Genomic DNA, 19,066 nt, shown 5'->3' with positions numbered 1-19,066 from the left:
CGGCGATCGAGAGGAGCGGGCCCCATGAGCACCTCTGACGCATCCGCGGAGACGATCGCTCCCGAGCCCGGAACGCCCGAACCCACGGCGGGGGCCGCGAAGACGAAACGTGCCGCGACGATCTACGACATCGCGCAGCTCGCCGGCGTCAACCCGTCGACCGTGTCGCGGGCGCTGAGCCGCCCTGGCCGCATCAACGAGAAGACGGCGCAGAAGATCCACGACGCCGCCAAACAGCTCAACTACGTGGCGAACCCCGCCGCCCGGGCGCTCCCCACCGGGCGCACCGGCACGCTCGGCCTCATCGTCGCCGACATCACGAACCCGATGTTCTTCGACGTCGTCCGCGGTGCGGAGCGTGAGGCCGCCGAGCGCAACTACACGCTCGTGCTCGCGGAGTTCAAGGAGTCGGCGGAGATGGAGCTGCTGACCGCCAGGCGGCTCATGCCGTCGGTCGATGGTCTCATCCTCGCGACCTCGAGGCTCCTGCCCGACGACGTGCGCGCGCTGGGCCAGGAGAAGCCGGTCGTCGTGATCAACCGTCAGGTCGACGACGTCGACAGCATCGTCGCCGACGTCGACCCGGGCCTCACCGCGGCGATCGACCACCTCGCGGAGCTCGGTCACCGGAGGCTCGCGTTCGTCTCCGGCCCCGGCCGGTCCTGGATGTCGCGGCATCGGTGGAGCCGGACGAGGGAGCTGTGCGCCGAACGCGGCATCGAGACGGTGCGGGTGCCGTCGACGCAGCCGGACATGGCCGCGGGCAGGGCGGCGGCCACAGCGGTGCTCGAGACGGGTGCCACCGCGGTCCTCGCGTACAACGACCTCCTGGCCATCGGCATCATGCTGGAGCTGCGGTCACGTGGCGTCGAGATGCCCGCCCAGCTGAGCCTCATCGGCTTCGACGACATCTTCGGTTCGGACTTCACGACACCGGCGCTCACCTCGATCCGGAGCCCGCACATCGCCTCCGGCTCCTACGCCGTGCAGACCCTCTTCGCGCACCTCGGGGGCACCGACGTCCCGACCATCACCGACCTCGCGACCACGCTCATCATGCGCGAGTCGACCGCCCCGCCGCCCACGGACTGATCCCCGCCGCCGCCCAGCCCTTCGACAGGCTCAGGGGCAGGATGGCCCGTCGCCCAGGGACCGGGATGAGCTCTGGAGCCGCTCTCGCCCAGGGACGCACCGCCTCAGGCGACGAGTTCGATCTCGACGCGCGCGCCGAGCGGCAGCCCGACGACCGCGACCGTGGTGCGCGCAGGGTAGGGCGCCGAGAAGACCGACTCGTAGACGCTGTTCATCGACGCGAAGTCGGCCATGTCGACGAGGTAGACGTTCACCTTGACCACGTCGGCGAACCCACGACCGGCGGCCGTCAGCACCGACTCGAGGTTGGCGAACACCCGGCGGGTCTGCTCGGCGACATCACCGTCGACGAGGGCTCCGGTCACCGGATCGATGGGCGTCTGCCCGGACAGGTACAGCGCTCCGGTCGGGGCGACCGCGGCATGCGAATACGGCCCGACGGGCTTCGGAGCGTGCGGGTCGTTCACCGTGGATCGCGTCATGGCCTCAGCCTAGGTGGCGACGAAGGCACGGATCGCCGAGGCGATCGCTCGTGGTGCCGTGTGCTGCACGACGTGCCGGTGGCCGGGCACGACCGCCATCGAACCGTGTGACGCCCGATCACGAAGCAACCGACTCCATCCCGTACCGGCGATCGGGTCGTTCCCGCCGCGGACGACGAGCACGGGAGCGGTGACCTCGACGATGCGGTCCTCGATGGGGAAGTCGACCATCCGTCGCACCTGCCGCAGGAACCACGACGGCCCTGCGCGGAGGTAGTCGACGAAGACCCGTCGGTTCACGCTCATGGTCTCACCGACCGTGTCCCACGCGAGTGCCAGCGCCTGCGCCACCATCGACCGATGATCGCGGTCCGTCACCGGACCGATGATGACGACGGCACGCGCCAGATCGGGGCGCTGAGCGGCCAGTTCGACGACCCACTGCGCACCCATGGAATGACCGACGAGGACGAACGGCGCGGTCCCGAGCGTGTCCAGCGCGTGCCCGAGTGCCGTCGCCATCTCTCCGACCTCGACCGTGCGGACGGGCCTCGCCTGACCACCGAACCCGGGGAGGTCGACGGAGACGGTGTCACTGTCGCGGGCGAGGTCGTCGTGCAGCCGGGCGAAGTACCGGTGCGAGGTGCCGACACCGTGGACGAGGACGAAGCGGGCCGCGCCGGGGTCGCGATCGGCGGTCGTGGAGATGATCCGGAAGGAGAGGTCGTCGAGCACGAGCTGCGCGTCGCGTCGCGTCGCCCCTACTGCCATGGGGAACCGCAGTATCGTCCAGTCGTCATCCGGACACCGTACCGGGTGCCCGCGCCGGACAGGCCTCGTTGGTGGGAGCACTCAGCTTCGGGGTGCCGCCCTTCGACAGGCTCAGGGACCGGGGTGCCGCTCAGGGACCGGGTATGGCGCTCAGCGGGCGCTCGACGCGAGGGTGACACTCGGATACTCGCCGAAGCGGCTCGTGTAGGAGGCCGCGAACCGCCCGAGGTGAGTGAACCCCCACCGTCTGGCGACCTCGGCGACCGTGGCCAGGCCCGGTTCCGCATCCCGCAACTCCTGCCGCACGCGATCCAGGCGGATCGAGCGCAGGTAGTCCGTGGCGGTGACGTCGTACTCACGGCGGAACGCCGCCTGCAGGCTGCGCAGGCTGAGCCCGGCGGCCTCCGCGATCTCCGCGGTCGCGATGGGTCGGTGGGCGTTCGCGACCATGAACTCGACGGCGACGCGGGCCTTGCTGCTCGGAGGAACCGCCAGATCGGTCCGTGGCTGCAGAGCGACATGTGGGAAGACCTCGAGCAACGTGACGGCGGCCGCTCGGTTCGCCTCGGCGCGCAGCACCGCGGAACTCCCGTCGTCGTAGATCACGCGCGCGACGGTCGCCACCGTCTCGGTCCAACGCCGCAGAGCGTCGCCCGACGGGCGGAACGTCGTGTCGAACCGGATCGGACCCACCGACCCCTCGGTGTCCGCCGCGACGCCTTCCAAGTACGCACCGCCGAAGTGCATCATGTTGAGCCGATAGTCGATGAGATCGAACTGCGCGGGCCGGTCATTCGCGAACATCGAGGGCACGCCAGGGTGGAGCTTCATCGGCGAGCCGAGCAGGTCCATCACGCCCTCGCCACGCGTGAGCCAGGTCACCACGTACTCGTCCTGGGTGAAGGAAGCGCCCGTGATCCGGCCCTCGACCTGCGACGCGCGCAGCGCGAGGTCGGCGTCGCCGATGGACGTGAAGCGGTATCCGAAGTCGGTGGCCGTCGGCTCGACGGTGATCCCGCCGATCTGGTACGCCTCGCGGTACAGCTCGCGCGCGTCGTCGACGTCGCCGCCCGCGGCTTCGAACCGCTCCGCGGGCCCAGCATTCACGCTCATCCTGCCCAGAATCTCACGAGTCCGTGGTAGCTCCATCTTTGGAGGATCGGCGTTCGTTTATCGGATAGGGCCGGGTCTCCGGCGAGCGCCAAGCATCACCCGATGTACGAGGTGTCGGACCGGGCCTCCCCTGCCACGACGGCCGTCAGGTCGACCTCGCGGCCGTCGAGCCGGAAGGTGAACCGCCCTGTCTGCTCGACCGTGGGGGTCTCCGTGAGGTACTGCCGGAGTTCGGCTCGCTCGCTCTCGTGCAGCCACACCACCGGATCGGAGGTCGATTTGAACTCGAGGATGGCCGCCACGTCCTGGAGCATGCGTCGCTCGTCCGGGTCGAGGAGGTTGCGGGCGCTGCGGAAGTAGACGGCGTCGGGGTCGACCTCGTAGACGTCCTTCAGCCAGACGCGGTTGACGGAGTCGACGATCGAGTTCCATGCGCCGACGCCCGACGGGTCGCCGACCCGTTCGGCGTTGTCCCAGAACGGACCGACATCCGGCCCAACGCGCGCGCCGTCGAACACCCCGATGGACGGGATCATCGGGACGCCGCAGCCGAGCAGGTACACGTCGTCGCCGACGGTCTCCCTGATGAACGAGATCGCGTCCCGGTAGGCGGTCTCGCGGTGGACGTCCTGATGCCGCCGACCGGCGACGGCCCCCGCGTACATGAAGTCGAGCTTGAGGTAGCTGAAACCCCACCCGGTGACGCGCTCGAAGACCTCGCGGAGGTGGTCATGCACCTCCCGCTGCGTGGTGTCGAGCGAGTAGTAGTGGGAGTTCCAGTTGTAGCCGGTCGCCAGCGGGCGGCCGGCGTCGTCCTGCACGAGGAGGTCGGGGCGCTCCCGCGCGATCGTGGAATCGGGAAGCGCGATCATGGGGGCGAGCCAGAGCCCCGGGCGGAACCCGGCCTCGGCGATGCGACCGGCGGTCGCCTGCATGCCGGACGGGAAGTCCGGACCGGCCGTCCAGTCGCCCACGATCGGCTCCCAGCCGTCGTCGAGCTGGAACACGTCGAAGGGGTACCCGGTGAGGTCGGCCACGGTGCGGGCGACCAGCTCCTCGTCGATGCCCTCGTAGTAGGAGTACCAACTGCTCCAGACGCGACCGGCGCGCTGCGAGCGCCGCCCGAGTCGTTCTGACAGGATCGCCGCATAGTCGGCGAAGGCCTGCTGCTCCGGCCCGAACGTGACGAACCACTCGGCTTCGTCGGTCTCGCTCCGCGCCCAGATCGTGTTGCGGTCGGCACCGACCCTGGGGTTGCCGAGCCCGAGGGTCCCGATGAGCAGCACGGTGCCGTCCGGTCCCGCGATGGCTCCGACACCGCTGCCGGAGTGGAGGTGCGGGGTCTCGTTGACCGCATCGTCGGCGGTGAGCAGCCGGTCGGGGTTGTTCTTGATGCCGATGGTCTCGCCGTCCGTGGTGGTCCAGCCGCTCGGGCTCCACGAGTTCCAGCCGTGCCGGTAGAACCCGGTGTCGCCGAAGGGGTGGAGGATCGCGACCGGACCGGCGGGCACGACGAAGCCGGTGCTCGTGGCGGTCGGTTCGCCGGCGAGGTTCGCGGGGACGCGGAGGTCACCGAAGGTGAGGGTGTGCAGCATGGCCGGCTTTCTGTCTGGATGGGCACTCTCGGGATCGACGCGGGATTCACGCCTGCCACCGCGGGGCTGCCGCGGGTAGAGTCGAGGAGGCGGAGTTAATACTGCAACGTGCCGTGAAAAGTCGCAAGGGGGGAATGGCGGATGCCTCGAGAGGCGATGGTGGAGCCCTCCGGCGGATCGATGGGCAGTCGATCGTTGCTCCGGAGGATGAACTCGCTCGGTGTGCTGCGCGCCCTGCTCCCGGAGCCACTCACCCTGCGGGAGTTGGCGAACGCGTCCGGGCTGTCTCGGACGGCCATCGACGCGATCGTGACGGACCTCGTCGAGATGGGCTGGCTCGAATCCGTCCAACGCGCCTCGGCGTCCCGGATCGGCCGACCGGCCACCGCCTTCAGCGTGCGGGCCGGACTCGGCCACCTCCTGTCACTCGACATCGGCGCGAACCACATCCACGCCGTCGTGACGGACCTCGCCGGTGCCGTCCTGGGCCAGCGCACGGCTCGCCTGCCCGAGGACACGGGCGCGACCGAGCGCATCACCCTGGCGCTGGCGACCGGCGATGCGGTGCTCAGCACCCTCGGCCTCACCCGCGGGTCGGTGTGGATCGTCGCCGTGGGCTCCCCGGGTGCGATCGGCCGAGACGGCGAGGTGCTGCACTTCGGCGGAACGGGGCTGCCGGACTGGGTCGGACTGAACCTGCGCGAGCGGTTCGAGCAGGAGTTCGACGGTGCCGTCCTGGTGGAGGGCGACGTCGCGCTCGGCGCCCGCGCGGAACTGACCGTCGGCGCAGCACAGGGCCACCGCGACGTCGTCTACCTCCTCTGCGGCGTGCGCACCAGCGCGGCCTCCATCGTCGACGGGAAGGTGCATCGCGGCGTGCACGGTGCGGCAGGGATCGTCGGCGAGATGCCCGAACTCCGGTGGTCCCGCTTGAACGAGCGGTACGGCGAGTCGGTCCTCGGTTCACCACGGCCGTCCCGCGAAGCGATCTTCGAGGCGGCTCGCGCCGGTGATCGGATCGCCCTGACGGCGATGGAGGAGTTCGCGGACGACCTGGCCACCGGCGCGGCGGCCATGATCCTGGCGCTCGATCCGGAACTCCTCGTTGTCGGAGGCGGCAGCGCTCCGGGCGCGGACGTCTTCCTGCCGCGCTTCATCCGCACCCTCGGCGGGATCTGCCCGCTGCCACCGGACGTGGTCGTCTCCTCGCTCGGTTCGGAGGCGGTGGCGATGGGTGGCGTCAGCCTGGCGTCCCAGCACCTCGACACCGTCCTGCAGACGGCCGTCCGAGATGTGGAGCGGTTCCCCGACCCGGCGGGAGCGCTGCTGCTCGTCAAGCGGGACGCGGCGCCCTGAGCCGTCGCTGACCCACGACCGATCGTGGCTCAGCGACCGCCGGGCTGCGCGGCGAGGACCGGCGACCGTCGCTCGGGGATCGCCGCGTCGTAGACGTCCTGGATCACATCGAACGCCTTCCGCGCTTCTGCGGGGTGGAGCCAGAAGGCGCCCGGCTCGTCGAGCCCCGCGTAGAAGTCCTGGATCAGCCGTTCATGGGAGACGCCCCAGTAGGCACGCGCTCCGCTGGCCGTCACGCGCTCGACCGTGGTCTCGACGCGCCCGTCGGCGAAGCGGGCAGTGAGTTCGGCGCCGAGGCTCAGCGTGCCCCGCTCGCAGACGACGTCGATCGTCACGGGCAGGTTCGCGACCCCGGCGACCGTCGCGTAGACCGTGCTCGTCGCGCCTCCCGCGTGCACGATGCGGAGCTCGGCCGTGTCCTCGACCTCGATCACCTCGGCGAGCGCGCGGGTGGCGATCGATCCCGTCGCCTCGACCGGGTCGCCGACCAACCACTGCACGAGGTCGATCGTGTGGATCGCCTGGTTCATGAGGAGACCGCCGCCGCCGGTCGCCCAGCGACCACGCCAAGGGCGATCCTCGTAGTAGGCCGCCGTCCGATGCCACGGCACGACCGCCGAGGCGCCGAGCACTGCGCCGAGCTCACCCGAGTCGAGGAGTTCCTTGGCGCGTTCCGCCGGCTGGTTGTAGCGGTTCTGGAAGCACACCGCGATCTTCGCGCGACTGTGCTCCGCAGCGGCCAGGAGCCGTTCGGCCTCCTCGCGCGTGTGGGCGAGGGGCTTCTCGAGGATGACGCTGATCCCGCGCTCGAGCGCTCGGATCGCCTGGTCGGCGTGCAAGTGGTGCGGGGTGCAGATGTGCACGACGTCGGGTCGCGCCTCGTCGAACAGTCGATCGAGGTCGGTGAAGCCCGGGACACCCGTCGTAGCCATCGCCGCATCGAGCCGGCCGGTGTCGACGTCGCACACCGCCACGAGCTGCGCGCCGGGAACCGTTCCGATCGCCGCGAGGTGGAGGGCTGCGATGTCACCGCACCCGATCACGGCGACGCGGCGGAGGACGGGTGCTGGCCCGCGGCTCATCGCAGCTCGATCCCCAGCTCGTCGGTGAGCCTCCGGAAGGCCCGGGCGGCGACGCCGAACGAGGCGGGACCGGAGAAGCCGCCGAGCGCGTGGGTGTCGGCGAGGTGCGGCTCGAGCGAGGCGAAACCGGTGTAGCCGTCGTCGCGCAACGCCGTGAGCGTCTCACGCAGTTGCCCGTCACCATCGCCGGACGGCACGACCTGGCCGCTCGCGGCGACCGCGTCCTTGACCTGCAGGTAGTCGAGGTAGGGGCGCAGCATCGCGTAGCCGTCGTCGAACGGAGCGACGCCCACCTGGACGAAGTTCGCGTTGTCCCAGGCGAGACGGAGTGCCGGTGATCCGACCGACTCGACGAGGTCGAGGATGCGCTCCGGGACGTCGCCGTAGATGTCCTTCTCGTTCTCGTGCAGCAGCACGACCCCCTCACGCTCGGCCAGGTCGGCGAGCAGGCGCATGCGGACCAGGACGTCGTCGCGGGTGCTCTCCACCGGGACGCCCTCGCCGCGGAAGAACGAGAAGATGCGGATGTTCGGGGTCCCGAGGGCGTGTGCAGCGGCGATCGCTCGCGAGAGGCGGGCGACCTCCAGCTCGGCGTCGAGGGCCACGTCGACCTTGCCGATCGGTGAGCCGATGGCGGACACACCCATGCCCGACCGCTCCAGCTGCGCACCGAGTCGCGCGAGCTGGTCGGCGTCGAGGTCGATGATGTTGACGCCCCACGCGCTCCGGACCTCGATGTGCGATGCACCGAGCGCTTCGAGCACGGCGATCTGCGTCGTCGGGTCGGCGTCGATCTCGTCGCCGAAGCCCGACAGGGTCCAGCTCACCGGGTGTTGTGCATTCACGTGCGCTTCCGCCTTCGCGTTCGTTCTCGTCATCGGGAACCAGACAGTCGGGCTGCCGGTCCTGTCAGCCTACGACTCTGGCAACCGGTTGACAACCCTGCCTGACGGGAGGGGTCGCCCTAGGATGGGGCGTGTGACCGATCTCTACCTCGCCAGTACGACCGTGTCCTTCCACCGCAGCTGGTCCTGCGTGCTGTTCGACCTCGACGGCACGATCGTGGACTCGGCTCCCGGCATCATCTCCCGCATGAAGGCGACGCTGGCGAACGTCGGCGCCCCCGTCCCGTCCGACGAATCCCTGCTGCGCTGGGTCGGGCCGCCGCTGCTCGACTCCTTCCGCGACTTCGCGGGCATGGACCCGCTGCAGTCGCAGCTCGCCCTCACCGAGTACCGCCGCCAGGTCGCCATCGAGGGCGCCGAAGTCGGCACCGCGGTGTTCCCAGGCGTCGCCGGGTTGCTCGCGCGCATCTCCGAGGCCGGGATCCCGATCGGGCTCGCGACCTCGAAGCCCGAGTCACAGGCGAACACGATCCTCGACCACTTCGGTCTGAGCCAGTACTTCACCGTCGTCACCGGCGCCTCGGAGGACGAGGTGCGCAGCAGCAAGGCCGACGTCGTCGGCGAGGCCCTCCGGCGCCTCACCGCCGCCGGCGTCGACACGTCCCGCACCGTGCTCGTCGGCGACCGCCTCCACGACATCGAGGGCGCAGCGGCGCACGGAATTCCGACGATCCTCGTCGAGTGGGGCTACGGCTCGCCGGCGGAGGCCACCGGTGCCCTCGCCGTCGTCCACTCGATCGACGCGCTGTCGAACCTCATCACCGGCTGAGCGGGCGGACGGCGACTGACACGGTCACGGGCGGATCGCTCGGGAGGCGCGTTCGAGCCCGTCCGCGATGACCCGGAAGTACGCCCATCGGCCACGCTGTTCGCGGGTGGCGAGTCCGGCATCGACGAGGATCCGCATGTGGTGCGAGACCGTGGGCTGCGAGAGCCCGACCGGCTCGGTGAGATCGCAGATGCACGCCTCTCCGCTCTCGCTCGCAGCGATCAGCGACAGCAGACGCACGCGAGTCGGGTCGCCGAGCGCTTTGAAGGTGCGGGCGATCCGTTCAGCCTCGTCGAGCGCGAGCACTCCGCCGGTGACGGGAGTGCAGCATGCGGCTACGTCGGCTTCCAGGAGCGGCGGTTCGATCGGCATGGACTCATCCTGACACGTCGTATTGACATTCGTCGATGTATCGATCAGTCTCGGCGTATTGATGTTTGTCGATTGGAGTTGGCGATGGTGAACGAGCTGCCCGTGATCGTGATCGGCGCGGGCCCGCAGGGCTTGGCAGCCGCAGCGCACCTGGTGGAGCGCGACGTTCCGGTGCGGGTGCTCGAGGCCGGCCCCTCGGCTGCCGCCGCGGTATCGGAGTGGGGCCACGTGCGGCTGTTCTCCGACTGGTCCGAGTTGGTCGACGCGGCATCCGCACGGCTGCTCGCCCCGACCGGTTGGACGGCCCCGACGAAGGGCTTCCCGACCGGAGCCCAGTGGATCAACACCTATCTCGCTCCACTCGCCGAGGCCCTGGGCGAGCGCGTGCGGTTCGACGCCCGTGTGGTCGGAGTGTCCCGGCGCGGTCGCGACCGACTCGTGGACGCTGGGCGCGCGGAACAACCGTTCACCGTGCATGTCGAATCGGCGGACGGGGCGGAGTATCGCTTGGATGCCCGAGCGGTCATCGACGCTTCCGGCACCTGGTCGTCACCGAACCCTGCCGGCGCCGACGGCCTGCCGGCGCTGGGAGAGCGGGCGGCGTCCGACCTGCTCAGCTACCGGATCCCCGACTTCCGGAACCAGACCGGGTTCGAGGGCGGGCACACCGTCGTGGTCGGCTCCGGACACTCAGCCGTCACGGCCGTCATCGCATTGGCCCGAGTCGCTCGCCGGCATCCGGACACCACGATCACCTGGGTGTTGCGCCGGGGCACGGTCGGGAACACCTTCGGCGGCGGCGACGCCGACGAGCTGCCCGCCCGCGGCGCCCTCGGCGTGACGGCGAGCGAACTCGTCGACAGCGGTCTGGTCAACCTGGTCACGGGGTTCCGGGTCGAGCGCGTGGCTCGCGACGGAGACCGGACCGTGCTGGTGTCGGAGGACGGCCGCGAGCTGCCCGCCGCTGATCGGGTGATCGTACTGACCGGATTCCGACCCGATCTGTCGTTCCTGTCAGAACTGCGGATCGAGCTGGACCCGTCGCTCCAGGCTCCGGCACGGATCGCGGCCGAGGTCGACCCGAACCTGCACTCGTGTGGCTCGGTCGCCGCGACCGGCGCACGGGATCTCGCGCAGCCGGAGCCGGACTTCTACATCGTGGGCGCGAAGTCCTACGGGCGCGCGCCGACCTTCCTCGCAATGACCGGCTACGAGCAGGTGCGCTCCGTCGTCGCCGCCCTGGCAGGGGACCACGCTGCGGCCAAACGGGTGGAACTCGTCCTCCCGGACACGGGTGTGTGTGGCGGGACCGGCCTGTTCGATGCGTCCGGTGCATCGCCCGGTGGTTCCTGTTGCGCCGTACCGGAGCAGGTGCTGCAGATCGGCCGCGCGCCCGCGTCCGTCTGACCGCACTGCGGGCACTACCGGGTGAGCAGGCTCGTGCGAATCCGCTCGGCGACGGCTTCCCGCAGCGGGCGCACAGCGTCGACGTCCCAGGCATCGGGGTTCGGGAACGACCACTCCAAGACCTCTCCTCGCGGGCTGGCGGGAAGGGCCAGGCCGGGCTTCATGAGCACCACGATGTCGGCCTGATCCAAGTCGGTGGGGGTGACGGCGCGCGGCACACGGTCGGAGATGTCGAGTCCGAGTTCGGCGACGGTTGCGGCGACGGCGGGGTTCACAGCGTGTGACGGAGCGAGGCCGGCTGAGATCGCGGTGAAACGCTCGCTCGCAACGTGTTCGAGCAGCGCTGCACCGAGTTGGGAGCGGCCCGCATTGTGCTGGCAGACGAACAGGACGACGGGCTTGGTCGTTTCCATGGGGTGCTGGTGCTTTCGGGTCAGGCGGCGAGCAGGCGGGGAGCGAAGTCCGCGATGCGGCGCTCCAATTCGGTGTAGGCGGCGTCGAACGCGGCGTCGGTGCCGACGCGCACCGGGTCGGGGATCGACCAGTGCAGATCTCCGGCGACGCCGATCTCCTCGTGTGCGTTGTCGCACACCGTGATGACGAAATCGTCCGCGCCCAGCACGGCGTCGAGTGCGCTCGGCGCGCTCGACGGGAGCGCGAGCTGATGCCGTTCGGCGGCGGCGATCGCGCCGGGCGCGATCCGCTCGGCGGGGTGAGTGCCACCGGAGGCGACAGGGATGCTGCTCTGCCGCGCCCAGAGGGCGGCAGCGAGCTGCGAGCGTGCGGAGTTCGCGGAGCACACGAAGACGACACGGCTGGCCGAGCCTGCAGCGCCGGGCACCAGACCGTCGAACCAGCCAGGGGCGAGGTGGACGTAGCTGCGGCGCTTATCGCCTTCGGACGTCGTGCGAGTGATCATGCCGACGTGTTCCAGCACGTTCAGGTGGTGGGTCAGCAGATTGCCCGGCGTTCCGAGCGCGACCCGGATCTCGGTCGGGGACAGGTCGCCCAAGGTCAGCAGGTCGATCATCTGCAGGCGCGTGGGATCGCTCAGCGCGGCATGCTTCGCCGCCCGCGCTTCTACCACGTCAGTTCGTTCGATGTTCATTGGTTCAATATTGACTGAAGTATCTTGGTGAGTCAAGATGATGTCGCCATGAAGCCACCGAACCCCGCCCCCACCCCGATCCGACCGCATCTGTCGCGTCGGATGCTGGCCGAGTTCATCGGCACCGGACTCCTGGTGACGATCGTCGTCGGCTCCGGGATCATGGCGCAGCGGCTCTCCCCGGATGACGCCGGGCTGCAGCTGCTGCAGAACAGCCTGACGACCGCGCTCGGGCTCGCCGTGCTCATCCTCATCCTCGGCCAGGTCTCCGGCGCTCACTTCAACCCGGTCGTCTCGCTCGCGGACTGGTGGGTGAATCGCGGCATGGCGCACGGTCTGCCGACGCTGGACCTGCTGCCGTACCTGGTCGCGCAGATCGTCGGCGGGGCCGCTGGCACGGTGCTGGCTGGGGCGATGTTCGACACCGCACCAGCGTTCTCCACGACAGACCGGGCGAGCGCTGGGACGTTGCTCGGTGAGGTTGTCGCGACCGCGGGGCTCATTCTGCTGATCTTCGCCCTATCCCGCTCCGGGAAGGGTGCGGTGACGGCGGCCGCGGTGGGTGCGTACATCGGGGCCGCTTACTGGTTCACCAGCTCGACGTCGTTCGCGAACCCCGCGGTGACGATCGCCCGCATGTTCACCGACACCTTCGCCGGCATCGCCCCGGCCTCGGTCGGCCCATTCATCCTCGCGCAGGTCCTCGGCGCGGCCATCGGGCTCGGCCTGGTCCTCGTGCTCTACCCGACTCCCGCGCGCAGCACCGTCGGCGTCCCGGCTCCGCTCCCTCGTGCAACCCAGTCCTGAAAGGCACCCTCATGCATCTCGCAATCGTCGGCGGCAGTGACGCCGGTATCTCCACCGCTCTCCGCGCCCGCGAACTCGACCCCTCCGTCGACGTGACCGTCGTCGTCGCGGACGCTTACCCGAACTTCTCCATCTGCGGCATCCCCTACTACTTCTCGCGCGAAGTGGATCCGTGGCAGTCACTCGCGCACCGCACCCATGCCGACCTCGAAGCCACCGGCATGCAGCTGCGTCTGAACACGCTCGCCACCGGCATCGACGTCGACGATCAGCGCCTCACGGTGCGCGACGAGCGGGGCTCGCAGTCGACGATCCCCTACGACGAACTCATGGTCGGTACCGGGGCATCGCCCTCCACCGCGGGCATCGCCGGCCTCGACCGACTCGGACCGGCGGACGGTGTGCACCTGTTGCACTCGATGGGCGACACCTTCGCGCTCGAGCGGTACCTCGATACACATCAACCGGACACCGCGATCATCGTCGGCGCCGGCTACGTAGGCCTGGAGATGGCCGAAGCGCTCACCGTCCGAGGCCTCGAGGTCACCCAGTTGCAGCGCGGTCCCGAGGTGCTCTCCACCCTCGACACGGACCTCGGCTCACTCGTCCACGACGAACTCACGCGGCACGGCGTCGACGTCGTGACCGGCACCCGCGTGGAGCACATCAGCACGACGAGAGGCGGAATCACGGTGACTGGCCAGCAGGACGGGCGGGCATTCGAGCGCAGCGCGGACCTCGTACTCGTCGTCGCCGGTGTTCAGCCGAACACGGGGCTGCTCACCGAGGCCGGTGCGACCACCGGCGCCGCAGGTGCGGTCGTCGTCGACGAGCGGATGCGCACCGGCCTGCCACACGTCTGGGCGGCAGGCGACGGCGTCATCACCCACCACCGAATGCTGGGCGTCACGTATCTACCGCTCGGCACGACAGCGCACAAGCAGGGCCGGGTCGCGGGTGAGAACGCGATCGGCGGCGACACCCGATTCGCGGGAAGCCTCGGCACCCAGGTCGTGAAGGTGTTCGACCTCGTCGCCGCACGCACCGGCCTGCGCGACCACGAAGCGACCACGGCCGGATACACACCGTACAGCTCCACAGCGATCGCGGATGACCACAAGGCCTACTATCCCGGGGCCACACCGATCAGCATCCGGATCACCGGCGCGACCGACTCCGGCCTGCTGCTGGGCGCCCAGCTCGTCGGCACGCGCGGCGCGGAGATCGCGAAACGTGTCGACACCTATGCCACCGCACTCCATCACGGGATGACGGTCGGCGCGATGAGCGACCTCGACCTCTCCTACACGCCGCCGCTCGGCTCGCCGTGGGATGCCGTGCAGCTGGCCACGCAGGCCTGGAGCCGCGACCGCCCCGGGTGGCCCCAGGAGGGTCTGGTTTCACCGACACCCGCTCACTAGGGTGATGACCATCCTGAGGAGGTCGACATGGCGGTGTTCACACGCGGTTTCGGAGGACGGGCACGGGAGCAGGACGATCGACTCCCGCCCGGGCAGTTCCTCACCGAGGACTTCCCCGTCCTGTCCGCCGGGCCCACGCCGCGGATCGACACCGATGAGTGGGAGTTCCAGATCCGGACGGAGACGGGTGAGACCCACCGTTGGGACTGGGCGGCCATGCAGGCACTCCAGCAGGACGACATCACCCGCGACATCCACTGCGTGACGCGCTGGACGAAGCTCGGCACGAGCTGGCAGGGCGTCTCCCTCGACACGCTCTTCGCCGAGGTCGAGAGCGGCTACGACTTCGTGATGGCCCACGCCTACGGCGGCTACACGACCAACGTCCCACTCGACGACCTCCTGGACGGCAAGGCCTGGATCGCCACCGGCTTCGACGGCGAGCCGCTCGCCGCGGAGCACGGCGGGCCGGCGAGGCTCCTCATCCCGCACCTCTACTTCTGGAAGAGCGCGAAGTGGATCCGCGGCCTCGTCATGCAACAGGACGACGAACCGGGGTTCTGGGAGCAGAACGGCTATCACGCCTACGGTGACCCCTGGCTCGAACAGCGGTACTCGTGAGGCGCACAGGCCATGTCGACGTCTGGAAGGCGGCAACCGTGGTCGCGGCGACGCAGCTGACCCCGTCGGGGCGGAGCCTCATCCTCGACGCCCCCGGCTGGGGCGGGAACCTCGCCGGGCAGCACGCCGACGTCCGCCTCACCGCACCCGACGGCTACCAGGCGGTCCGCTCCTATTCGATCGCCTCGGCGGACGCCGGTGACCGCATCGAGATCGCCGTCGACCGGGTCCCCGACGGAGAGGTCTCCCCGTTCCTCGTCGACGCGATCGAGGTCGGCGACCAGGTCGAGGTGCGTGGACCATTGGGCGGCTGGTTCGTCTGGCGCCCCGAGGACACGGAGCCGGTCCTCCTGATCGGCGGTGGTTCCGGCATCGTGCCGCTCATGGCAATGGTGCGAGCGCACGAGGCGGCCGGGAGCACGTCGCCGTTCCGCCTCGTGTACTCGGTCCGCTCTCCGCAGGACGCCTTCTTCGCCGACGAGCTCGCTGCGGCGACCGGGGTCGAGGTCACCTGGATCTACACCCGGCGAGCACCCGACGGCTGGGCTCGTCCCGCCGGCCGTCTGGTCGCGACCGACCTGCAGGCGCTCGAGGTCACCGGCGGCGAGGCCCCTTCGGTGTTCGTCTGCGGACCGACCGGCTTCGTCGAGGCGGTCGCCGACACCCTGGTCGCGATCGGCCATGATCCCGCCCGCATCAAGACCGAGCGGTTCGGAGGCTCGTGATGACCTCGCATCTGGACGGGAACGTCCTCGCCGGCACCCTGTCGGAACTGACCGGCACCGACCCGAGCGACACGATGTCACAGTGCCTCGGGTGCCGCGACGTCTCGCCCCTCGCCGCGGAGCTGGTGTTCGGCACCCCGGACGCGTGGGTGGTGCGCTGTCGACACTGCGACGACGTCCTGCTCGTCGTCCTCCATCACGAGGAGACCACGCGCGTCACCCTCGACGGCGTCCGCTGGTGGACGGACCTCGGCCGACGCGCCTCTCCCACGCTCGTTCGCCCATTCTTGGGCGAACGGAACTTCTGTCGCCCAAAGATGGGCGAATGAACCTCGCCCGGCAAAGCTATTGACATTAGCTAAAAGGCGATGCACACTAGCTTCATGAACACGAACCCGGCATCGACAGGGCCCGCCACCCGCCACCTCGACCGTCCCGAGGGCAAGATCGCCTACGAGCTCCAGGGCGACGGCCCGCTCGTCGTCCTCGTCCCGGGAATGGGCGAGCTCCGCTCCTCCTACCGCTTCCTCGCCCCCGCACTCGTCCAGGCCGGCTACCGCGTCGCCTCCACCGACCTCCGTGGTCACGGCGACAGCGACACGACGTTCTCGTCCTACGGCGATGTCGCGACCGCCTCGGACGTCCACGCCCTCATCCGCGAACTGGGCACCCCGGCCGTCATCGTCGGCAACTCCCTCGCTGCCGGCGCGGGCGTGATCGTCGCCGCCGAGCACCCCGACGATGTGTCCGGTCTCGTGCTCGTCGGGCCCTTCGTCCGCAACCCGAAGGCGAGCGGGTTCATGCTCGCCTTGTTCCGCGCCATGATGGCTCCGCTGTGGGTCGCACGGGTCTGGAAGGCCTACCTCCCCACGTTGAACGCGGGCCGGAAGCCGGTCGACTTCGACGACCACCTCGCCGCCGTCTTCGCGAGCCTGCGTCGCCCCGCCTACGGCAAGGCCTTCTCGCAGACGACGAGACAGACCGACCACGCCCCGGCCGAGGCTGCGCTCCCCGGCGTGAGCGCTCCGACGCTCGTGATCATGGGCACCGAGGACCCCGACTTCCCCGACCCCGCGGCAGAGGCCCGCTGGATCGGCGACACCCTGCAGGCGGAGGTCGTCCTCGTCGAGGACGCCGGCCACTACCCGCAGGCCCAACAGCCCGAGGTCACCTCGCAGGCCGTCCTCGGCTTCCTCCAGTCGGCGCTGCACCGTGCCTAGGGCGGGACTCAGCCGCACGCGCGTGGTGGACGAAGCGGCTGAACTCGCCGACGAAGTGGGGCTCGAGGGGCTGACCCTCGCCGCCCTCGCCGAACGGCTCGGCGTCCGGCAGCCCTCGCTCTACAAACACCTCGACTCGCTCGCCGGACTCCGCCGGAGCATCTCCCTCCAGGCGAAGGGCGAACTCGGCGACGTCCTACGGCGCGCGGCCGTCGGCCGTTCGGGCGCGGACGCGATCACGGTGATGGCCGGGGCCTACCGGGAGTGGGCCCTGAAGCACCCGGCACGCTATACGGCCGCGCAGTGGATCGCCGGGCCGGAGGACGAGGAGGACACGGCGGCATCGCTCGGCGCCATCCAGGTCATCAGCGACGTCCTCACAGCCTATGAACTTCGCGGCGACGACGCCATCGACGCGATCCGCGCGTTCCGGTCCACCCTTCATGGCTTCGTCTCGCTCGAGGCGGCCGGCTCCTTCGGCCTCGATCGAGACCTCGACCGCAGCTTCGACCGCCTCGTCCGTGGCTTCGTGATCACACTGACCGACTGGGCCGAGACGGACCGTGGCGTGTCCGACGGTCGATAGCTCCGCAACGGCTTCCGCCACGAGGAACGCGCCGGTACATTGCGGTCATGTCATGTCGCATCAGTGAACTCGTCCTGGACTGCCGCGATCCGGAAGCGCTCGCCCGCTTCTGGTGCGAGGTCCTCGACTTCGTCGTGCTCGACCGAGACGAGGACGGGGTGGAGATCGGAGCCCGGGACGGCTTCGGTGGATCGCAGCCGACGATCATCCTCAGCCGCAGCGACGACCCGCCGCAGCCGAAGTCGAAGCTCCACATCGACGTCAGCCCGACCGACCGCGACCAGGACGCCGAGCTCGAGCGACTGCTGGCCCTCGGTGCACGCCCGACGGACATCGGGCAGACGGGCGACGAGTCGTGGCACGTGCTCGCCGATCCCGAGGGCAACGCCTTCTGCCTCCTGCGCACACCGGTCAAGCCGGTCTGAGGGTCGTCGGGCACGGTGCCGGTGGGATAATCGGCGCATGTCCTCGACCGCGCGGTACGCCAGGCAGCTCGCCCTCCCCGGGTTCGGACCAGCGGCGCAGCATCGCCTCGCAGACGCACGGGTACTGATCGTCGGCGCGGGTGGCCTCGGCAGCATCGTCATCCCGGCGCTGGCCGCTGCCGGTGTCGGTTCCGGCGAAGGCGCGATCCACCTCGTGGACGACGACACGGTCGAGCTCAGCAATCTGCATCGGCAGACCGTCCACAGCACCGCGGACGTCGGCCGTCCGAAGGTCGACTCCGCCGCCGACCGCGCCCTCGCCGTCAACACCGACGCGACGATCCTCAGACACCGCCTCCGCCTCGGACCCGGCGAGATCATGGGCCTCCTGGCCGACGCGGAGATCGACCTCGTCATCGACGGCAGCGACAACTTCGAGACCCGGTATCTGGTCGACGACGCCGCGACGCTCGCCGACGTCCCGCTCGTCTGGGGTGCGGTCTCGCAGTACGGCGGGCAGGCCGGGCTCAGCTGGTCGTCCCGCGGCCCGCGCTACCGCGACCTCTTCCCCCACCCGCCGACGGACGGTTCGGTGCTCTCCTGCGAGGCCGGCGGCGTCCTGCCCACCACGGTCGGGGTCATCGGGTCCATCATGGCGACCGAGGCGATCAAGGTGCTCACCGGGGTCGGGACCCTCTCGCTCGGCCGTGTGACGATGTTCGACGGACTGAGCGGCGGGTTCCGCGAACTCCGGTACGAGCGAGACCCCGCGGGCGCCCGAGAGGTGTCGCTGGACGAGCACCTGCACCGGACGCCGGGAGGGGATGCGGCGAGCGCCGCAGCGGCAGCACCCCACGAACCGCGACACGCCGGACGCACGATCACCGCGCCACAGCTGGCGGCGAGCGACGACGAGGCCGTCCTGCTCGACGTCCGGGAGCCGTGGGAGGCGGAGATCGCCCGGTTGCCCGGTTCGACGCTGATGCCGCTCGGCTCGCTCCCCGAGACACTCCACGGTCTCGACCCCGAGACGCCCGTGGTCGTCTACTGCCACCACGGCATCCGGTCCGAGTCAGCGCTCCGCCTGCTCCTCGAGCGCGGCTACTCCGCAGTCCATCTCGAAGGCGGCATCGACGCGTGGTCGCGCCTCGTGGACCCGACCGTCCCCCGCTACTGACCGCGGCTCCGAACACCCCGTGCAGCCCCACC

The 19,066-nt window shown here is 70.0% G+C and carries 22 protein-coding genes; 13 read left to right on the top strand and 9 right to left on the bottom strand.

From position 1 onward, the window contains the following. Window positions 1–24: 24 nt before the first annotated feature. On the top strand, window positions 25–1,092 hold the full coding sequence (locus tag BWO91_RS00720) for a LacI family DNA-binding transcriptional regulator (protein WP_079000536.1): 1,068 nt from the start codon (window positions 25–27) through the stop codon (window positions 1,090–1,092). Window positions 1,093–1,196: 104 nt separating this feature from the next. Here the strand turns inward: BWO91_RS00720 and BWO91_RS00715 are convergent, their stop codons facing one another. The 4 genes from BWO91_RS00715 to BWO91_RS00700 all read right to left on the bottom strand — a co-directional run bounded on the left by BWO91_RS00715 (window position 1,197) and on the right by BWO91_RS00700 (window position 5,053). After that, window positions 1,197–1,574 (bottom strand): RidA family protein, encoded by a 378-nt coding sequence (locus tag BWO91_RS00715; RefSeq protein WP_064293922.1) that lies wholly within the window; start codon window positions 1,572–1,574, stop codon window positions 1,197–1,199. 9 nt (window positions 1,575–1,583) lie between these two features. After that, complete coding sequence (locus BWO91_RS00710) at window positions 1,584–2,345, bottom strand: alpha/beta fold hydrolase (RefSeq protein ID WP_064293923.1); 762 nt, start codon at window positions 2,343–2,345, stop codon at window positions 1,584–1,586. Window positions 2,346–2,495: 150 nt separating this feature from the next. After that, complete coding sequence (locus tag BWO91_RS00705; protein ID WP_205847558.1) at window positions 2,496–3,458, bottom strand: helix-turn-helix domain-containing protein; 963 nt, start codon at window positions 3,456–3,458, stop codon at window positions 2,496–2,498. A 95-nt stretch (window positions 3,459–3,553) separates the two neighbouring features. After that, complete coding sequence (locus BWO91_RS00700; RefSeq protein ID WP_079000531.1) at window positions 3,554–5,053, bottom strand: glycoside hydrolase family 36 protein; 1,500 nt, start codon at window positions 5,051–5,053, stop codon at window positions 3,554–3,556. A 207-nt stretch (window positions 5,054–5,260) separates the two neighbouring features. Here BWO91_RS00700 and BWO91_RS00695 point away from each other — a divergent pair, with 207 nt between their 5' ends. Continuing rightward, complete coding sequence (locus tag BWO91_RS00695) at window positions 5,261–6,409, top strand: ROK family transcriptional regulator (protein WP_240555617.1); 1,149 nt, start codon at window positions 5,261–5,263, stop codon at window positions 6,407–6,409. A 29-nt stretch (window positions 6,410–6,438) separates the two neighbouring features. Here BWO91_RS00695 and BWO91_RS00690 read toward each other — a convergent pair whose 3' ends face one another. After that, complete coding sequence (locus tag BWO91_RS00690) at window positions 6,439–7,491, bottom strand: Gfo/Idh/MocA family protein (RefSeq protein ID WP_079000529.1); 1,053 nt, start codon at window positions 7,489–7,491, stop codon at window positions 6,439–6,441. Further along, window positions 7,488–8,369, bottom strand: a complete 882-nt coding sequence (locus BWO91_RS00685) for a sugar phosphate isomerase/epimerase family protein (RefSeq protein WP_167620412.1) — start codon at window positions 8,367–8,369, stop codon at window positions 7,488–7,490. Before BWO91_RS00685 ends, BWO91_RS00690 begins: the two co-directional genes overlap by 4 nt. Window positions 8,370–8,469: 100 nt before the next feature. Here BWO91_RS00685 and BWO91_RS00680 point away from each other — a divergent pair, with 100 nt between their 5' ends. Beyond that, the gene (locus BWO91_RS00680; RefSeq protein WP_231884265.1) at window positions 8,470–9,165 is read left to right on the top strand and encodes an HAD hydrolase-like protein; all 696 of its coding nucleotides are present in this window, start codon (window positions 8,470–8,472) and stop codon (window positions 9,163–9,165) included. 24 nt (window positions 9,166–9,189) lie between these two features. On the opposite strand, the gene BWO91_RS00675 is transcribed toward BWO91_RS00680, so the two are convergent. Next, on the bottom strand, window positions 9,190–9,537 hold the full coding sequence (locus tag BWO91_RS00675; RefSeq protein ID WP_205847557.1) for an ArsR/SmtB family transcription factor: 348 nt from the start codon (window positions 9,535–9,537) through the stop codon (window positions 9,190–9,192). Window positions 9,538–9,621: 84 nt separating this feature from the next. Here BWO91_RS00675 and BWO91_RS00670 point away from each other — a divergent pair, with 84 nt between their 5' ends. After that, on the top strand, window positions 9,622–10,944 hold the full coding sequence (locus BWO91_RS00670; protein WP_079000525.1) for an NAD(P)-binding domain-containing protein: 1,323 nt from the start codon (window positions 9,622–9,624) through the stop codon (window positions 10,942–10,944). Window positions 10,945–10,958: 14 nt separating this feature from the next. Here BWO91_RS00670 and BWO91_RS00665 read toward each other — a convergent pair whose 3' ends face one another. Together BWO91_RS00665 and BWO91_RS00660 are read right to left on the bottom strand one after the other, a co-directional pair. Then, window positions 10,959–11,357: a low molecular weight phosphatase family protein gene (locus BWO91_RS00665; RefSeq protein WP_079000523.1), complete on the bottom strand. Its 399-nt coding sequence runs from the start codon at window positions 11,355–11,357 to the stop codon at window positions 10,959–10,961. Between the two features lie 20 nt (window positions 11,358–11,377). Then, window positions 11,378–12,052 carry a helix-turn-helix domain-containing protein gene (locus BWO91_RS00660; protein ID WP_079000521.1) on the bottom strand — a complete coding sequence of 225 codons (675 nt, stop codon included), beginning with the start codon at window positions 12,050–12,052 and terminating at the stop codon, window positions 11,378–11,380. A 48-nt stretch (window positions 12,053–12,100) separates the two neighbouring features. Between BWO91_RS00660 and BWO91_RS00655 the strand changes: the two genes are divergently transcribed. The 9 genes from BWO91_RS00655 to BWO91_RS00615 are packed head-to-tail and all read left to right on the top strand — an operon-like array spanning window position 12,101 to window position 19,034. Then, window positions 12,101–12,859, top strand: coding sequence for an aquaporin (locus BWO91_RS00655; RefSeq protein ID WP_079000519.1), 759 nt, complete (start codon window positions 12,101–12,103; stop codon window positions 12,857–12,859). A gap of 11 nt (window positions 12,860–12,870) precedes the next feature. Continuing rightward, window positions 12,871–14,280 (top strand): FAD-dependent oxidoreductase, encoded by a 1,410-nt coding sequence (locus BWO91_RS00650; RefSeq protein WP_079000517.1) that lies wholly within the window; start codon window positions 12,871–12,873, stop codon window positions 14,278–14,280. A gap of 27 nt (window positions 14,281–14,307) precedes the next feature. After that, window positions 14,308–14,901, top strand: coding sequence for a sulfite oxidase-like oxidoreductase (locus BWO91_RS00645; protein WP_079000515.1), 594 nt, complete (start codon window positions 14,308–14,310; stop codon window positions 14,899–14,901). Then, complete coding sequence (locus BWO91_RS00640; RefSeq protein ID WP_205847556.1) at window positions 14,898–15,626, top strand: ferredoxin reductase; 729 nt, start codon at window positions 14,898–14,900, stop codon at window positions 15,624–15,626. The genes BWO91_RS00645 and BWO91_RS00640 overlap by 4 nt, the downstream gene beginning before the upstream one ends. Continuing rightward, window positions 15,626–15,955: a DUF6510 family protein gene (locus tag BWO91_RS00635; RefSeq protein ID WP_079000512.1), complete on the top strand. Its 330-nt coding sequence runs from the start codon at window positions 15,626–15,628 to the stop codon at window positions 15,953–15,955. Before BWO91_RS00640 ends, BWO91_RS00635 begins: the two co-directional genes overlap by 1 nt. A gap of 54 nt (window positions 15,956–16,009) precedes the next feature. Further along, on the top strand, window positions 16,010–16,846 hold the full coding sequence (locus BWO91_RS00630; RefSeq protein WP_079000510.1) for an alpha/beta fold hydrolase: 837 nt from the start codon (window positions 16,010–16,012) through the stop codon (window positions 16,844–16,846). After that, entirely contained in the window at window positions 16,839–17,432 is a 594-nt protein-coding gene (locus tag BWO91_RS20370) for a TetR/AcrR family transcriptional regulator (RefSeq protein ID WP_071261896.1), read from the top strand. Before BWO91_RS00630 ends, BWO91_RS20370 begins: the two co-directional genes overlap by 8 nt. Window positions 17,433–17,479: 47 nt before the next feature. Then, the gene (locus BWO91_RS00620) at window positions 17,480–17,857 is read left to right on the top strand and encodes a VOC family protein (RefSeq protein WP_079000508.1); all 378 of its coding nucleotides are present in this window, start codon (window positions 17,480–17,482) and stop codon (window positions 17,855–17,857) included. Window positions 17,858–17,894: 37 nt separating this feature from the next. After that, on the top strand, window positions 17,895–19,034 hold the full coding sequence (locus tag BWO91_RS00615; protein ID WP_079000507.1) for a ThiF family adenylyltransferase: 1,140 nt from the start codon (window positions 17,895–17,897) through the stop codon (window positions 19,032–19,034). Window positions 19,035–19,066 lie beyond the last annotated feature (32 nt).

It is taken from the genome of Plantibacter flavus (assembly GCF_002024505.1).
GTDB classification, from domain to species: Bacteria; Actinomycetota; Actinomycetes; order Actinomycetales; family Microbacteriaceae; genus Plantibacter; species Plantibacter flavus_A.
The sequence above is the reverse complement of the archived record's forward strand: the minus strand, read 5'-3'. Positions and strand labels throughout refer to the sequence as shown.

What these genes read in the sequence shown, in the direction of transcription:
- BWO91_RS00720 (WP_079000536.1), top strand. Translation starts at nt 25, where the DNA reads ATGAGCACCTCTGACGCATCCGCGGAGACGATCGCTCCCGAGCCCGGA.
- BWO91_RS00715 (WP_064293922.1), bottom strand. Translation starts at nt 1,574, where the DNA reads ATGACGCGATCCACGGTGAACGACCCGCACGCTCCGAAGCCCGTCGGG.
- BWO91_RS00710 (WP_064293923.1), bottom strand. Translation starts at nt 2,345, where the DNA reads ATGGCAGTAGGGGCGACGCGACGCGACGCGCAGCTCGTGCTCGACGAC.
- BWO91_RS00705 (WP_205847558.1), bottom strand. Translation starts at nt 3,458, where the DNA reads ATGAGCGTGAATGCTGGGCCCGCGGAGCGGTTCGAAGCCGCGGGCGGC.
- BWO91_RS00700 (WP_079000531.1), bottom strand. Translation starts at nt 5,053, where the DNA reads ATGCTGCACACCCTCACCTTCGGTGACCTCCGCGTCCCCGCGAACCTC.
- BWO91_RS00695 (WP_240555617.1), top strand. Translation starts at nt 5,261, where the DNA reads ATGAACTCGCTCGGTGTGCTGCGCGCCCTGCTCCCGGAGCCACTCACC.
- BWO91_RS00690 (WP_079000529.1), bottom strand. Translation starts at nt 7,491, where the DNA reads ATGAGCCGCGGGCCAGCACCCGTCCTCCGCCGCGTCGCCGTGATCGGG.
- BWO91_RS00685 (WP_167620412.1), bottom strand. Translation starts at nt 8,369, where the DNA reads ATGACGAGAACGAACGCGAAGGCGGAAGCGCACGTGAATGCACAACAC.
- BWO91_RS00675 (WP_205847557.1), bottom strand. Translation starts at nt 9,537, where the DNA reads ATGCCGATCGAACCGCCGCTCCTGGAAGCCGACGTAGCCGCATGCTGC.
- BWO91_RS00670 (WP_079000525.1), top strand. Translation starts at nt 9,622, where the DNA reads ATGGTGAACGAGCTGCCCGTGATCGTGATCGGCGCGGGCCCGCAGGGC.
- BWO91_RS00665 (WP_079000523.1), bottom strand. Translation starts at nt 11,357, where the DNA reads ATGGAAACGACCAAGCCCGTCGTCCTGTTCGTCTGCCAGCACAATGCG.
- BWO91_RS00660 (WP_079000521.1), bottom strand. Translation starts at nt 12,052, where the DNA reads ATGAACATCGAACGAACTGACGTGGTAGAAGCGCGGGCGGCGAAGCAT.
- BWO91_RS00655 (WP_079000519.1), top strand. Translation starts at nt 12,101, where the DNA reads ATGAAGCCACCGAACCCCGCCCCCACCCCGATCCGACCGCATCTGTCG.
- BWO91_RS00650 (WP_079000517.1), top strand. Translation starts at nt 12,871, where the DNA reads ATGCATCTCGCAATCGTCGGCGGCAGTGACGCCGGTATCTCCACCGCT.
- BWO91_RS00645 (WP_079000515.1), top strand. Translation starts at nt 14,308, where the DNA reads ATGGCGGTGTTCACACGCGGTTTCGGAGGACGGGCACGGGAGCAGGAC.
- BWO91_RS00635 (WP_079000512.1), top strand. Translation starts at nt 15,626, where the DNA reads ATGACCTCGCATCTGGACGGGAACGTCCTCGCCGGCACCCTGTCGGAA.
- BWO91_RS00630 (WP_079000510.1), top strand. Translation starts at nt 16,010, where the DNA reads ATGAACACGAACCCGGCATCGACAGGGCCCGCCACCCGCCACCTCGAC.
- BWO91_RS00620 (WP_079000508.1), top strand. Translation starts at nt 17,480, where the DNA reads ATGTCATGTCGCATCAGTGAACTCGTCCTGGACTGCCGCGATCCGGAA.
- BWO91_RS00615 (WP_079000507.1), top strand. Translation starts at nt 17,895, where the DNA reads ATGTCCTCGACCGCGCGGTACGCCAGGCAGCTCGCCCTCCCCGGGTTC.